This is a genomic window from Gordonia hongkongensis, assembly GCF_023078355.1.
Lineage (GTDB): Bacteria > Actinomycetota > Actinomycetes > Mycobacteriales > Mycobacteriaceae > Gordonia > Gordonia hongkongensis.
In genome coordinates this window covers 4,303,961-4,318,615 of the sequence record NZ_CP095552.1, presented here as the reverse complement: position 1 = coordinate 4,318,615, position 14,655 = coordinate 4,303,961, and the positions used below count along the sequence as shown (strand labels likewise).

12 protein-coding genes and 1 pseudogene are annotated in these 14,655 nt (G+C 67.3%); 7 read left to right on the top strand and 6 right to left on the bottom strand.

The window, feature by feature from the left end; all coding sequences use genetic code 11:
• Positions 1 to 165 precede the first annotated feature (165 nt).
• The 4 genes from MVF96_RS19490 to MVF96_RS19475 all read left to right on the top strand — a co-directional run bounded on the left by MVF96_RS19490 (position 166) and on the right by MVF96_RS19475 (position 6,129).
• Positions 166 to 1,695 carry an aldehyde dehydrogenase family protein gene (locus MVF96_RS19490; RefSeq protein WP_247450110.1) on the top strand — a complete coding sequence of 510 codons (1,530 nt, stop codon included), beginning with the start codon at positions 166 to 168 and terminating at the stop codon, positions 1,693 to 1,695.
• An 87-nt stretch (positions 1,696 to 1,782) separates the two neighbouring features.
• Positions 1,783 to 2,430, top strand: coding sequence for a TetR/AcrR family transcriptional regulator (locus MVF96_RS19485; protein WP_058249973.1), 648 nt, complete (start codon positions 1,783 to 1,785; stop codon positions 2,428 to 2,430).
• A gap of 61 nt (positions 2,431 to 2,491) precedes the next feature.
• On the top strand, positions 2,492 to 4,396 hold the full coding sequence (locus tag MVF96_RS19480) for an ABC transporter ATP-binding protein (protein ID WP_226513979.1): 1,905 nt from the start codon (positions 2,492 to 2,494) through the stop codon (positions 4,394 to 4,396).
• Complete coding sequence (locus MVF96_RS19475) at positions 4,393 to 6,129, top strand: ABC transporter ATP-binding protein (protein WP_247450109.1); 1,737 nt, start codon at positions 4,393 to 4,395, stop codon at positions 6,127 to 6,129. The genes MVF96_RS19480 and MVF96_RS19475 overlap by 4 nt, the downstream gene beginning before the upstream one ends.
• 224 nt (positions 6,130 to 6,353) lie before the next feature.
• Here the strand turns inward: MVF96_RS19475 and MVF96_RS19470 are convergent.
• From MVF96_RS19470 to echA20, 6 genes and pseudogenes are all read right to left on the bottom strand, one after another.
• Positions 6,354 to 7,597: pseudogene (locus tag MVF96_RS19470) on the bottom strand (HNH endonuclease).
• A gap of 267 nt (positions 7,598 to 7,864) precedes the next feature.
• Positions 7,865 to 8,665: an ABC transporter ATP-binding protein gene (locus tag MVF96_RS19465; RefSeq protein ID WP_247450108.1), complete on the bottom strand. Its 801-nt coding sequence runs from the start codon at positions 8,663 to 8,665 to the stop codon at positions 7,865 to 7,867.
• 143 nt (positions 8,666 to 8,808) lie between these two features.
• Positions 8,809 to 9,921, bottom strand: coding sequence for an NAD(P)H-dependent flavin oxidoreductase (locus MVF96_RS19460; protein ID WP_247450106.1), 1,113 nt, complete (start codon positions 9,919 to 9,921; stop codon positions 8,809 to 8,811).
• Positions 9,918 to 10,709, bottom strand: a complete 792-nt coding sequence (locus tag MVF96_RS19455) for a CoA-transferase subunit beta (RefSeq protein WP_247450105.1) — start codon at positions 10,707 to 10,709, stop codon at positions 9,918 to 9,920. The genes MVF96_RS19460 and MVF96_RS19455 overlap by 4 nt, the downstream gene beginning before the upstream one ends.
• Positions 10,706 to 11,599 (bottom strand): CoA transferase subunit A, encoded by an 894-nt coding sequence (locus tag MVF96_RS19450; RefSeq protein ID WP_058253935.1) that lies wholly within the window; start codon positions 11,597 to 11,599, stop codon positions 10,706 to 10,708. Before MVF96_RS19450 ends, MVF96_RS19455 begins: the two co-directional genes overlap by 4 nt.
• A 1-nt stretch (position 11,600) precedes the next feature.
• Positions 11,601 to 12,386 (bottom strand): (7aS)-7a-methyl-1,5-dioxo-2,3,5,6,7,7a-hexahydro-1H-indene-carboxyl-CoA hydrolase, encoded by a 786-nt coding sequence (gene echA20 / locus MVF96_RS19445; RefSeq protein ID WP_247450103.1) that lies wholly within the window; start codon positions 12,384 to 12,386, stop codon positions 11,601 to 11,603.
• Positions 12,387 to 12,477: 91 nt separating this feature from the next.
• Here echA20 and MVF96_RS19440 point away from each other — a divergent pair, with 91 nt between their 5' ends.
• The 3 genes from MVF96_RS19440 to MVF96_RS19430 are packed head-to-tail and all read left to right on the top strand — an operon-like array spanning position 12,478 to position 14,591.
• Positions 12,478 to 13,266: an SDR family oxidoreductase gene (locus MVF96_RS19440; RefSeq protein WP_058253930.1), complete on the top strand. Its 789-nt coding sequence runs from the start codon at positions 12,478 to 12,480 to the stop codon at positions 13,264 to 13,266.
• A gap of 51 nt (positions 13,267 to 13,317) precedes the next feature.
• Entirely contained in the window at positions 13,318 to 14,214 is an 897-nt protein-coding gene (locus MVF96_RS19435; RefSeq protein WP_065629769.1) for an SDR family oxidoreductase, read from the top strand.
• Positions 14,211 to 14,591 (top strand): DUF8021 domain-containing protein, encoded by a 381-nt coding sequence (locus MVF96_RS19430; protein WP_065629768.1) that lies wholly within the window; start codon positions 14,211 to 14,213, stop codon positions 14,589 to 14,591. The genes MVF96_RS19435 and MVF96_RS19430 overlap by 4 nt, the downstream gene beginning before the upstream one ends.
• The last annotated feature ends 64 nt before the right edge of the window (positions 14,592 to 14,655 follow it).

Below are 14,655 nucleotides of genomic sequence, written 5' to 3'. Positions count from 1 at the left end.
CACAGTTCGCCCCTCGACGTTCCCCTCTCGAGGCCGTACCATTCTGACAACAGGCGTGCCCACATACGGGTGTGATCTGGCGCATACTATTGTGTGGCACACGCGGACCATTTCGTTCCAACCGCCGCACGTCAGGTGCAGCACGACCTAGCTGAGGGGATCTCGATGACCAAGCCTGCTGAGCACACCAGCACCGGCGCCACCGGCGCGACGCGTGGCGTCTCGTCGGAAGCGCATAGTTTGACCGAACTGGTCGAGATCCAGCGCGCGGCGTTCCTGCGCGACGGGATCCCCGACGCCGACACGCGCATCGACCGCATCACGCGGCTTGCAGCCCTGCTCCTCGACAACGCCGACGAGATCGCCGCCGCGCTGGCCGAGGACTTCGGTGCCCGCCCGCGCGAGCTCTCGCTCGCCGCCGATGTGGCCGGCTGCATGATCGACCTCGCCCACCAGCGTCGCGGGGTCAAGGAGTGGATGGCCGAGTCGAAGGTCGCGAAGGTGCAGGGCCTGCTCGGGTACAAGCAGAGCATCCGCCACGACCCGCTGGGCGTCGTCGGCATCATGGGGCCGTGGAACTTCCCGCTGCAGCTGACGGTCGTGCCCGCGGGTTCGGCGTTCGCCGCCGGTAACCGGGTCATCATGCGACCGTCGTCGGTGACCGCGAAGACCACCGACGTGATCGCCAAGCACGCACCGAACTACTTCTCGATCGAGGAGTTGGCGATCGCCACCTCCAAGCACGGCTCCGGATCGGATTTCGCCAAGCTCAAGGTCGACCACATGTTCTTCACCGGCTCGCCCGGTGTGGGCGCCTCGGTGGCCCAGGAAGCCGCGAAGAACCTGATCCCGGTCACCCTCGAACTCGGCGGCAAGAACCCTGCCGTCGTCGACGTCGACGCCGACATCGACAAGGCCGCGACGATGCTCGCCGACGCCCGCATGGTCAACGGCGGCCAGGTGTGCCTGTGCCCGGACTACGTCTTCGTTCCCGAGGCCAAGCTCGGTGAGTTCACCGACAAGGTCGTCGCGCGGTGGACCGAGAACTTCCCGACGATCATCGACAACGAGCAGTTCACGTCGACGATCAACCAGAAGAACTACGAGCGGATCCTCGGGCTCATCGACGACGCCGAGCAGCTCGGCGCCACCAAGCGTCAGGTGGTCCCCGGCGGCGAACCGCTGCCGGACGCCGAACGCCGCAAGATCCCGCCGACGCTGCTCACCGGTGTCAAGGCGGGCATGAAGATCGAGGAGGACGAGGTCTTCGGTCCGGTGCTGACCGTGTACCCCTACCGCGACCTGTCCGAGGTCATCAGCCAGATCGGCTCGCACCCGCATCCGCTGACCATGTACTGGTGCGGCGATCAGAACGAGCGGTTCCAGAAGCTGGCCGACAACACCCGCAGTGGTTCGATCAACGGCAACGACTTCGCCATCCACCTGTTCAGCGGCGAGCTGCCGTTCGCCGGCGTCGGTAACAGCGGAATGGGCGGGTATCACGGCCGCACCGGCTTCGAGACCTTCAGCCATGCTCGGGCCGTCGCGTTCTCGACGCTGCCGGTCAGCGTTGCCGAGATGATGTCGCCACCGTTCCTGCCCAAGGACACCAGGCTGACCAACAACCAGCTGAAGCTGTGGAAGTTCTTCAACAACCGCGCCATGAAGAAGGTGCGGAAGCGCCTCGGCGCATAACATCGGTGCTCTTGGCCGGGATCGTCGTGCGACGGTCCCGGCCAAGCGCTTGCTAGGGTGAGCGCAGACTCTTCCAGGAGGATGCGCTTGTCACCACGAGGTCAGACCAGGATCGACGCGAACGGACGGACCGCTGCGAGCACCGCCGACGCGCCGACTCGTTCGTCGCGCCGGGACGAGTTGTTGGCGACCGCCGGGCGCATGTTCGCCGAGCAGGGACTGCGCTCGACGACGGTCCGGGACATCGCCGACGCGGCCGGAATCCTCTCTGGGAGTCTGTATCACCATTTCGACTCGAAGGAGTCGATGGTCGACGAGATCCTGCGGGGTTTTCTCGACGACCTGTTCGCTCGCTACCGGCAGATCGCGGCGTCGAGCAAGTCGGCGACCGAGACCCTGCGGGGGCTCGTCATCGCGTCGTTCGAGTCCATCGATGCCGAACGCAACGCGGTCGCGATCTACCAGGACGAGGCGAAGCGTCTCTCGGGCCAGGAACGTTTCGCCTATATCTCCGAACTGAACGTCGAGTTCCGGCAGTTGTGGCAGTCGGTGCTGCAGCGCGGCGTCGAAAACGGGGAATTCCGGGCCGATCTCGACGTCGAACTCGTCTACCGCTTCATGCGCGACACCGTGTGGGTCGCCGTGCGGTGGTATCGGCCCGGGGGCTCGATGACGGTCGACTCGATCGCCGATCAGTACCTGTCGGTGGTCCTCGACGGCATCCTGCCGCGCTGACCACGCGCGTCGAAGTTAGGGTAGCTTTCCTTTCCCAGCGTCTGGCCGTTATTGTGCGCGTATGACAATTGGCGGAACCGATGTGGCCGCGCCGGCACCAGTCTCCGACGTCGACGTCGAACCCGACGATCCGAAAGCCGCGCGCGCTCAGGCCAGATCCGAGTCCAAGGCGAAAGCCGCTGCCCTCGCCGACGTCCTGGCCCCGGTGAAGAAGCGCACGCTGCTCGCCCAGTTCGTCCAGGTCTTCGCCTCCGCCGCCACGGTGGTGCCGTTCATCGGGATCGTCGAACTCGGGCGCATCCTGCTCGAACCGGGACCGGTCGATTCCGGGCGCGTCTGGATGGTCGTGTGGCTGGTGGTCGGTGGGCTCGGCGCTCGCGCCGCCTTCAGCTTCCTCGCGCTCGCGATCACCCACTTCGCCGATCTCGATCTCCAGGCGCAACTTCGAATCCGCATCGCGGACAAGCTGGGTCGGCTGCCGCTGGGGTGGTTCAGCCGGACCAGCTCGGGTGCGGTCCGCAAGTCGGTGCAGAACGATGTCGCCGACCTGCACTATCTCGTCGCGCACGCGACCGTCGAGGCCACGGCCGCGATGCTGTCGCCGATCTTCGCGCTGATCTACTGCTTCTACCTGGACTGGCGCCTGGGGCTGCTCGCGATCGCGACGGTGCCGCTGTACGCGCTGACGTACTCCTACATGGCTCGTGACCTGACGACCGAGATGGAGAAGATGGACAAGGGCGTCGCGCGGATCAGCGCCACGATCGTCGAGTTCATCTCGGGCGTCGCCGTGGTGAAGACCTTCGGGCAGACCGGCAAGGCACACCGGCGGTTCGTCGATGCCGCCGATGAGTTCAACGACGACTTCGCCGGCTACATGGGGCCGATGCTCCGCGTACAGGCGGTCACCACCGTCCTGATCAGCGCGCCCTTGATCCTGCTGGTCAACCTCGGAGTCGGGTACTGGCTCGTCGACAACGGGTGGGTCCAGCCTATCGAGCTCGTCGGGTCGACGCTGATCGCGATGGTGCTCCCGACCGCGCTGCTCACGGTTTCGACCGCGGTGCACACCCGTCAGCAGGCCTCGGCCGCCGCCCTGCGTATCGCCTCGTTGCTCGCCGAACCGGAGCTGACGGTTCCGGAGAACCCCCAGGTGCCCGCCGGGCACGATGTGCGGATCGAGAACGTGCACTTCACCTACCCGCCGCGCCTCGGAGTCCCGTCCGGGGTGAAGGCGCTCGACGGGGTCAGTGTCGAACTGGCCGAGGGAACCGTGACCGCTCTCGTCGGGCCGTCGGGAAGCGGTAAGTCGACGCTTGCGACGCTGCTGCCCCGCTTCGGCGATCCCGACTCCGGTGCGGTGCGCATCGGTGGGGTCGATGTCCGCGACATCGCACCCACCGAGCTCTATCGCCACGTCGGGTTCGTGCTCCAGGACGTGCAGCTGCTGACGATGTCGGTGCGCGACAACATCCGGCTCGGCCGTCCGGACGCAAGTGACGAGCAGGTCTACGACGCCGCCCGCGCCGCCCAGATCCACGACCGCATCCTCGAGCTGCCCGACGGCTACGACACCGTGGTCGGCGACGGGGCACACTTCTCCGGCGGTGAGGCGCAACGTGTCTCGATCGCGCGGGCCCTGCTCGCCGACACCCCGATCCTCGTCCTCGACGAGGCCACCGCCTTCGCCGACCCGGAGTCGGAGGCGCAGATCCAGCAGGCCATCGGCGCGTTGATGGTCGGGCGCACGGTGCTCGTCATCGCGCACCGTCTGGGCTCGATCACGCACGCGGACAACATCGTCGTCCTGGATCGGGGTCGGGTCGTCGAACAGGGCCGGCAGGACGAACTGGTCGCCCGCGGCGGGTTGTACGCGTCGATGTGGGCCTCCTACGAGGCCGGGACCACCAGGCAGGACGAGGAGATCGCGCGGGGCGCGGTCACGAGCAGCGAGGCGGCACGATGATCCGCGGTTTCTATACGATCCTGGGTTCCGAACGGGCCCGGATGGTCGTCTTCCTGACCTGGGTGGTCGTCTACGGCGTCGCGCAGGGGCTGGCGATGCTGACCCTGGTCCCGATCGTCGAACACCTGCTGACCGGTGACCTCTCCGCCGCCGCGATGTGGTTGTGGCCGTTGGCCGTTCTGGTCGTCATCTGTGCGGTCAGTGCCTACGTGCAGTCGCTCAAGGGCATGACGATGGCGCTCTACGCGATGCGCATGCTGCACCACCGTCTCGGCGATCACATGGTCACGCTGCCGCTCGGCTGGTTCACCCGCGACCGCGTCGGTGACGTCTCCCAGATCGCGGTCAAGGGAACGATGTTCGTGGGCAGTACCGGCGCGCACTACATCACCCCGGTCGTCGTCAACATGGTGAGCTCCGTCGTGGTCGTCATCGGTATCTGCTTCTTCGACTGGCGCATCGGTCTTCTGATGGTCGCCGGGACGCTGCTGCTGATGTACGTCGGCAAGCTGTCGAGTTCGTTCCTCGCGAAGTCCGAGGGCCGTAAGCGTGCCGAGGCCGTCAAGGTCAACAACCGGGTCCTGGAGTTCGCCCGCTGCCAGGCGGTGCTGCGGGCCTTCGGCGACTCGGACTCCGCGCACAAGCCGCTCGCCGACGCACTCGGACAACAAGCACGCGTGGGCAAGTCGATGCTCTGGCGCTCGATCCTCGGCATCCTGCTGAACGGACTGTCGGTGCAGGTCGTCTTCAGTGCCGTGCTCGCGCTCGGCGCGGGGCTGGCCGTGGCGGGCCACATCGAGCCGGCCCTGCTGATCGCCGTCTTCGGCCTCGCCGCACGCTTCTTCGGCCCGATCGGTGAACTCGCCGAACTGGGTTCGACGCTGCGTATGTCCACCGATGAGATCAACCGCATCACCGGGGTGCTCGACACCGACCGGATGCCCACCCCCGATCAACCCACGCCGATCACCGAACCGGGTGCTGTCGAACTCGACGGTGTCGCTTTCGGGTACGAGACCGGCGCGCTGGTCCTGCGCGATGTGTCCCTGCGAGCCCGCCCCGGCACGATGACTGCACTCGTCGGCCCGTCGGGGTCGGGTAAGTCGACGATCTTCCGTCTCATCGCACGGTTCTACGACGTTGACGGCGGCGTCGTGAGGGTCGGCGGCGTCGACGTGCGGGAGCAGGAGACCGGTGCACTCATGGGCCAGTTGTCCCAGGTGTTCCAGGACGTCTACCTGTTCGACGACACCCTGTGGGAGAACATCAAACTCGGACGGCCAGATGCGACCGACGACGAGATCCGAGCAGCCGCCGAGACCGCGGGGGTCACCTCGATCGTCGACCGGCTGCCCGATGGCTGGCAGACCGTCGTCGGTGAGGGCGGTTCTGCCCTGTCCGGCGGTGAGCGGCAACGAGTCTCGATCGCACGCGCCCTGCTGAAGGGCGCGCCGATCGTGCTGTTCGACGAGGCGACGAGCGCTCTCGATCCCGAGAACGAGTCCCACGTCGCGGAATCCATCCGCCGCCTCGCCGACCGCAGCACGGTGCTGGTCATCGCGCACAAGCTGTCCACCGTGATCGCCGCCGACCAGATCGTCGTGCTCGACGACCAGGGCGGCGTCGACGACATCGGTACCCACGACGAACTGCTCACCCGCGGCGGGCGATACACCGAGTTCTGGAACCAGCGGACCGCAGCTGCCGGCTGGACGCTGACGCCGTCGGCTTAGGCGCGCCCTTCCGAGGCGGTGAGAGCGGGCTGGACCTGTCGACCTCGTTCCGAGACCGATCGCCCCCCGCCCACCGGGATCTCGGAGCGAAATTGCGCAACGCGCAAGAGATTTTCGCCACCAGACCCCGGCGGCCAGGGCTTGTTGAACGCTGTGGAGTTGTCAAAGGTCGTGTGGCGTCGGTCGGTGTCGACGCCGGAGGGTCTGGTGGGGGCGGGGTGAGGTCAGACGAGGGCGTCGTCCAGGCGCATGGTGCGCCGGTTGTAAGCCGGCCGAGGTAGACGCCGCGGGTCGATATCGGCCGGTGGGATCAACCACGGATGACGATCAGGGCCCATCATCACCTCCCACCCATGATGATGCACCTGGGTATGACAGCGCTGACACAGTAGACATCCGTTGTCCAGATCAGTCGGTCCGCCGTCAGCCCATGGCACCAGATGATGCACCTGCGTATGCGCGGCTGGTGCACCGCATTTCACGCAACACACATCCCGCACGACGATCGCCTGACGCAGATGATGCGGGAATAACCGCTTCGTCGTCCCCATCCGTAGCGGCACCCCCTCGTCGTCGAGGACGATCTCGGCGACCCCGCCGTCACACGACAACCGACGTGCCGTCGATGCCGTGACCGCGCCCACCCACGGCAGAATCGCCGGGCCCACACCATCAGCGGGGATGGTCACCACTACCTGAGTGCGGGGTGCACCTGCGGTGGTCATCGCCGCACCGATCGCGGCCTGATCGAGCAGTAGCTCCAACCCGTCCGCACGACGCTGCCCGACATCACGGCGGTCGTCGGCCCCGTCGGGTTCGGGACGCGGACAGGAGTTTTCGTCGATCATCGCCAGGAACTTCTCGCCGATCACCGCCGTCACATCGCCGGTGATCGCGACCCGGCCTTCGTCGGTCACTCTGGTGTGCAAGGTGTTCAGCGACGCATCATCGGCTGCCGCGACCGCGTGCGGATCGTCATCGGCGACCCGCGTGGCGATGCTCCGGGCGTGAGTGTTGATCTCGGCGGGGGTGGCCCCGGAGAAGGCCTGCGCGAGCAGCTCGCTTTCGAACGCCGATAGGTCGTCGCTGGACAACGCAGTCGCTGCCTGTTTGTCGATGAACGCGATACCGCGGACCATCGCATCAACACACTCAACAGACAGATATCCGTCGGCGGCGCAGTCGGCGACTTTCGGCAACGATCCCAGTCCGGTGGCGATCCGTGCACCGCGGTGCGCGGCCGTCGGGGTAGGCCCATCTCGATACGCCAGGATCGGGTCGTCGACCCTGCTCGCGCCGGTGCCCCCGAATCCTCCAACAGGGCGATGTGGACGGCGATCTGGTGATCGAGGACGTTGCGCAGCACGCGTAGTTCGTCGAGTCGCTCGACCACCGCGCGACCACTCCCGTCGTCGGGTGGAAATTGTAGACCAATGAGGGTGTCGCGGAGCTCGGTGATCGGGGTCATGACACCAAGGTACTCGCCAGAACGTTCGACGACGAGATTTCTCCACAACCCCGATTTCGTCGAAAATGGTTGTTCCACAGTCACTGTCACACACGTCCCGATGGTGAACCGCAGTGAACCGTGGTGAACAGACACCCCACCAGTCACACAGCGGCTGGCCGACAAGAGGGCCCGGGTTCGCCACCGACCTCGGAGCGCACGAAATCTGCAGGGGGCCATCTCGTCGCCGGCGGCCTTCGCACTGGGGACCACTCGCGGTGCTTGAGTTCAGGGAGAAGTGGTCGCGACGCCCCGCGCCGACCACCGCCCTTCGTCGTGGGCGATCTCGATCGGGTAGTCGAAGCACTCGGTCACCAGGGCTGTGGTGAGAATGTCGTGAACCGGCCCCGCGGCGAGGATCCGGCCGCCGGTCACCAGCACGGCATGCGTGGTCGTCTCGGGTAGTTCCTCGAGGTGATGGGTGACGAGCACCGTTGCGAGATCGGGATGTGTCCGGTGTAGCCGGTCGACGGTCTGCAGAAGACGCTCGCGGGCAGCCACATCGAGGCCGGTCGACGGTTCGTCGAGCAGCAGGAGTCGAGGATCGGAGAGCAGCGCGCGGGCGATCAGGGTCCGGCCGCGTTCGCCCTGCGACAGGTTCGTCCACGGCGCCGACGCGAGCGCGCTCAAGACGAGCATCTCGATCAGTTCGTCGGCGCGGGCCAGTGTCTCCGGTGCGGGTTCCCGGTGGTCCATCAACTCGGTCGTGCCGGTCGCACCGGTCAGCACCACCTCGCGGATCGACAGCGGCGACCGCAGCGGATGCCGCGGATTGACGTGGCCGATGGACTCACGCAGTTTCCGGGTCTCGACGCGCCCCAGTTGGTGTCCGAGGACATGGACGGTCCCGCGCGTCGGATGCTGTTCCGCGCCGCACAGGCTCAGGATCGTCGACTTGCCGGCGCCGTTCGGGCCGATGAGCGCCCACCGCTCGCCGGCGTGGACGGTGAGGTCGATGTCGGCGAGGATCGCGCGGGACTGCCGCACGAAGTCGACCGAATTCAGGCGCAGGACTTCCGGGGTCGTCACGGTCCGAAGGTACCGGACCCTTCGTGACGGCCCTCCGCAAGCTCCGGGCCTCCTCAGGGGGCAGGGGGTGACGGCCCGCCCTGCGCTGCCTGAGGTGCGAGGAGCGCCAGCGACGAGCCTCGAAGGCCCGGCGGCCGCGGCCCCTAGCCCAACGACCCGAGCGCCTTCAATCGTTCGTGCGCCCGGGTCATGATGGACTGGATCAACTCGTCACAGCTGGGCAGGTCGTCGATCATGCCGACGACCTGGCCGGAGGCGAGCACGCCGGCGCGGGTGTCACCTTCGACGAGGCCGGCCTTGAGCAGCATGGGGGTGTTGCCCGCCATGATGACCTGCTGCCACGTGCGTTCGCCCGACTTCTTCATCGTGCGCCCGTCTTTGAGCATCGTCGTCCAGCGCATGCCGGTCATCTGCTTGAACTCGTTGGCATTGCGGGCCGCGGCGACGAGGGCCCGGGCCGGGCTCCCGCTCTCGAGCGCCTCCACCAGCGGGGTACGCAACACGCGGTGCGGCATGCCGTCGACCTTGACCGAGACAACGGTGTCGCCGAGACCGCGGGCGAGGTACTCCTGCTTGACGGAGTCGGGCACGGCACTGTCCGACGTCAGCAGGAACCGGGTGCCCATGGCCACGCCCTGAGCCCCGTAGGCGAGTGCGGCGGCGAGCCCACGGCCGTCGAAGAACCCGCCCGCGGCGACCACCGGCATGTCGATACCCTTGGCGGACAGCGCATCAAGCACCGACGGCAGCAGCAGGGTGGTGGCGACCGGTCCGGTGTGACCACCGCCCTCGCCGCCCTGGACGATCACTGCGTCGGCACCCCACGAGGCGACCTTGACGGCATGTTTGGCCGCACCGATCGACGGGATCACGACGATGCCGTTGTCCTTGAGCTTCGCGATCAGTTCGGGTTTCGGGGCCAGCGCGAAGGAGGCGACCTTGACGCCCTCTCGGATCAACAGGTCGATGCGTTCGGGGGCATCGGTCGCGTCGGCACGCATGTTCACACCGAATGGCTTGTCCGTCAACGATTTCGTCTTCGCGATGGCCGCCTCGAGTTCCGCGAACGTCATCGTGGCCGACGCCAGGATGCCCAGCCCGCCGGCGTTCGAGGTTGCCGAGGTCAGCGACGGTCCGGACACCCATCCCATGCCGGTCTGGACGATCGGGTACTCGATGCCGACGAGCTCGGTGAACGACGTCGACAGTCCGGCGGCGCGCGCGGGACTCGGTTGTGCGCTGGTGGGACTGCTCATCGGACTTCCTTGTTGCGGACGCCCTTCGGGTCGAGGACTTCCCGGATCAGACCGAGCTCCTCTGCCGTCGGCCGGCGCGTTTCGGGTGCGTCGGCAAGGCCTTCGACCTCGAAGCCGGTGTTCTCGGCGACCTCGTCGGCGCCGACGCCGGGATGCAGGGACAGGGCCCGCATGGTGTGGCCTGGTCCGCCGAAGTCGAAGACGCCGAGGTTGGTGACCACGCGATGGATGTTCAGGTCGTCGAAGGCCGGGTTCTCCGGATCAACCTTGTCGAAACCGACGCCCGACACGATGTCGACGGACTCGCCGAAGACGCGCGCGGTGTGGCGGGCCACCCAGTAGCTGGTGGGGTGGTTGATGGTGTTGCCGGGCGCGCCGCGCACACCGAACATCTGACGAGTGGGGTGCTGCAACGGACCGAACGCCGACAGGTTCTGATTGCCGTGCCGGTCGATCTGGTTGGCGCCCATGACAACATGGCGCCGACCCGATGCCACGACGTCGAACACCTTGCGGAACGGCATCCACCCCTCGATCGGCCCGGTCTTCCCGATCGGCGGGGTGTCGGCGAGGATCAGCGCCTCGCCGTCGGTGATCAGCAGGTCGGGTTCGGTGGTGAGACGCGCGAGCCGGGCGCCGAGCAGGGGAGTGGGCGCCATCGGCGAGGCCATGATCTCGCCGGCGCCGGCGAAGATGTCGGCGCAGGAGATCACGCAGTACTCGGCGCGGGTGGGTTCATCCGTACCGGACGATTCACCGGGCGTGGTCGCGGTTTCGGCGGTGCTCACTGTCCGGTCTCCTTCTGCTCGTCCTGCCAGGCGGTCACTTCTCGCTGGTAGGTCTGTTCGTCGACCTGGAGGAATCGGCGCGAGAACGCGTCCCAGGTCTCGGGCTCCTTCGCCGACGCCACATAGAACTGCTGGAACTTCTCGTCCCGGCCGTACTCCCCGGCAAACGTGAAGTGAGCGCCGTTGGGCGCGTGGACGACGCGGTCGACGGCCATTCGGTTCAGCAGAAGACGTTGGTGTGGGACGGTTTTGACGAGCACCTCGGTGGAGACGATCTGATCGGCCTCGAGATAGCGACGTTCGGCGGCCGCGCAGTAGAGGTCGTCGAAGTACGGGTCGACCCCGGTGTAGGCGGCATTGCCGTGGGCATCGGCCAGATCCAGGTGCACGAAGGCGGCGTCGAGCTTCAGTGCCGGCATGGCCACCAGCGTCTGCGTCCGGCCATCGGCGTCGGGATAGGGCGAGGTGACGGTCTTCAGCTCACCCTCCCAGAAGTTGAGGACGTCGGAGCCGAGGCCGGCACGAATGGGCAGGAACGGCACGCGTGCGGCGGCTGCTTCGAGGCCGCATTTCACCATGCCCTCGTCCATCTCGCGTACCTCGATCTCGCCGTTGGTGCGCGCCTTGGCGAACCACGGATCGTAGAACGGAGCCGAGTCGAGCGAGACGAAGCCGTAGTACGCGCGGCGCACCTTCCCTGCCGCGCAGAGCAATCCGAGGTCGGGGCCACCGTAGGTCACCACGGTGAGGTCCTTGACTTCGGAGCGGGCGAGCGCACGGACCAACGCCATCGGCTTGCGGCGCGAACCCCATCCGCCGATGCCGATGGTCATGCCGTCGCGTAGCTCGGCGATGACATCGTCGAAAGTGCTTGTCTTGTCGGTGGGCATGTCAGGCACGTCCTCCATCCGAGGCGGAATTCGCGGCAAGTGGTTTGCCGGTCGACACGAACGCGTCGCGGTGCTCATCGGCGACGCCGGCCAGGTTCAACTCGAAGGTGTACCCCTGCTCGAGGCGGTAACTCGCCTTGACGTCGACGGGGTCGATGTTGTTGATCGCCTCCTTGGCTGCGCGGATCACGCGAGTGTCCTTGGCGGCGATGGCCTCTGCGACCTCGAGTGCCGCGTCGAGCAGTTCCTCGCGGGGCACGACCCGGTAGACCGAACCGAAGTGCTCGAGTTGCCGGGCGGTGACGTTCTTGGCGGTGAAGTAGAGGGTGCGCATCATGTGTTGTGGCACGAGCCGCGCGAGATGGGTTGCGGCGCCGAGTGCTCCGCGGTCCACCTCGGGTAGTCCGAAGACGGCGTCGTCGGAGGCCACGATGACGTCGGCATTGCCGACGAGGCCGATGCCGCCGCCCACGCAGAACCCGTTGACGGCGACGACGACGGGGACGGCGCAGTCGTAGACGGCACTGAAGGCGGCGGCGCATCCGCGGTTGGCGCCGATCAGGGCGTCGAAGCCGTCGGTCGCCTGCATCTCCTTGATGTCGACGCCCGCGTTGAAGCCCCGACCTTCTGCGCGGAGCACCACCACGTGGGTGGAGGGGTCCTGGCCGGCGGCGGTGATGGCGTCGCCGAGTTCGAACCATGCGGCCGATGGCAGCGCGTTGACCGGCGGATAGTCGACGGTGACGGTCACGATCCCGGTATCGGAACGTGTCGTGGTGATCGGCACGCGGGCTCCTCTCATGGGGCGGTCCGGACAGTCCGAGGGGACTGCGGAAGCGCACCAAGCAAGTGCTTGGTTGTTTGGTAGGGTAGCACCCATGCAGACGCAGTCACAGGTCGAGCTGGGCCTGGTCGGGAAGGTCATCCTGGTCACGGGCGGGGCGCGCGGGGTGGGTGCCGGGATCACCCGCGTCCTGGGTTCGCTCGGCGCCCGTCCGGTGATCTGTGGTCGCAACGCCGACAATCTCGCCGACGACCTCCGCGATCTCGATTTCGTGTCCTGCGATGTCCGCGACGCGGATGCGGTCGTGGCGATGATGGACGACATCATCGGGCGGGCCGGACGCATCGACGGTGTCGTGAACAATGCCGGCGGCTCCCCGTTCGCGCTGGCCGCCGACGCGTCGGTCCGGTTCGCGAGCAAGATCGTCGACCTCAATCTGCTCGCCCCGCTCGCCGTGGCCCGCGCGGCCAACGCGGTGATGCAGACGCAGCCGGATGGCGGTGGCATCGTGAACATCTCGAGCGTGAGCGGCCACCGGCCGTCACCCGGCACCTCGGCCTACGGTGCGGCGAAGGCCGGACTCGACAACCTGATGAGCTCGCTCGCCGTCGAGTGGGCGCCGCGGGTGCGGGTGAACTCGGTCGTGGCCGGCCCGGTCGTCACCGAACAGTCCCACCTGCACTACGGCGACGACGCCGGTGTGGCAGCCGTCGGCGAGACCATCCCGATGGGGCGGATGGCCACGCCCGCCGATGTCGGCAACGCGGTCGCCTTTCTCTTGTCACCGCTTGCCGGCTACATCACCGGGTCGACGCTGACCGTCCACGGCGGTGGCGAGAAGCCGGCATTCCTCGACGCCGCCACGGCCGGTAACGCAGTCTGAGACCCGGTGTGCGGTTCGGGGCCGCAGACACTTCGGAAAGGAAGAACATCAGTGACCAGCAAGTTGAATGAGGGTCGTGTCGTCATCGTGACCGGTGCCGGCCAGGGCATCGGACGCGCCCACGCCCTCGCGTTCGCCGCCGACGGCGCGAAGGTCGTCGTCAACGACTACGCCGAGGACCCCGCGAGTGAGGTCGTCGACGAAATCGTCGCCGCCGGCGGGCAGGCAGTCGCGTCGGTGGGCGACGTCGCGGACTGGGATTCGGGTGCGGCCATGGTCGAGACCGCACTCTCCGCGTTCGGACGCCTCGACGTACTGGTCAACAACGCGGGTTTCGTGCGCGACCGGATGCTGGTCTCGCTGTCGGAGGACGAGTGGGATGCGGTCGTCCGCGTACATCTCAAAGGGCACTTCGTCGGTCTGCGGCACGCAGCCGCGCACTGGCGTGCCCAGGCGAAGGCCGGCGACGTTCCGCAGGCGCGCATCATCAACACGAGTTCCGGTGCGGGACTGTACGGTTCGGTGGGGCAGGGCAACTACGTCGCGGCGAAGGCCGGCATCGCGGCTCTGACGATCCAGGCGGCCGCGGAACTGGGGTCGTATGGTGTGACCGTGAACGCGATCGCTCCGGCCGCCCGTACCCAGATGACCATGGGTGCCGGTGAGGCGATGGCCGCTCAGATGGCGGCGCCCGCCGACGGTTCCTTCGACACGATGGATCCGGCGAACGTCTCGCCCCTCGTGGTCTGGCTGGGTTCGCCCGCGGCGGGCTCGGTGACCGGCCGGGTGTTCGAAGTCGAGGGCGGCAAGATCTCGATCACCGATGGATGGCAGCGAAGCATCGAGCGGGACAAGGGCTCTCGGTGGGAGGCCGGCGAGCTCGGCCCGGTGATCGAGGAGATCCTGGCCAAGGCGCCGGTGCCGATGCCCGTGTACGGCGCGCGATGACCTCGCCCCGAGATCCCTCGGCCGAGCGGATCGCCGCGGCGCGCGCTTATGTGGACGCCTTGGTGAGTCACGATCCGTCGTCGGTCGTCCTGCACCCGGACTGCACCCGCGTGGAGTTCGGTGTGCGGACCGGGCGCGACGGCGACCACATCGCCCGCAGCCTCGCGCGTGGCCCGCAATTCCGCCTCATCCACCGGATCTCGGACTTCACCGCCACGGTGGACGGGCACAGCGTCACCACGCGCTACATCGTCCACGTCCGACCCAAGACCCTTCGGCTGGGTGCCACCGTGTCCGAGACCTTCGTGGTCGACGAGGACAACCGGATCCGCGCGATCGTCGCCCACTTCGGCCTCCCGCGGCCCCAACGGACCTGACCGTCCGGCACGCCACCAACAGACGAACCCACCACCCCGAACGGCTGGTGGGTTCGTCGACTGT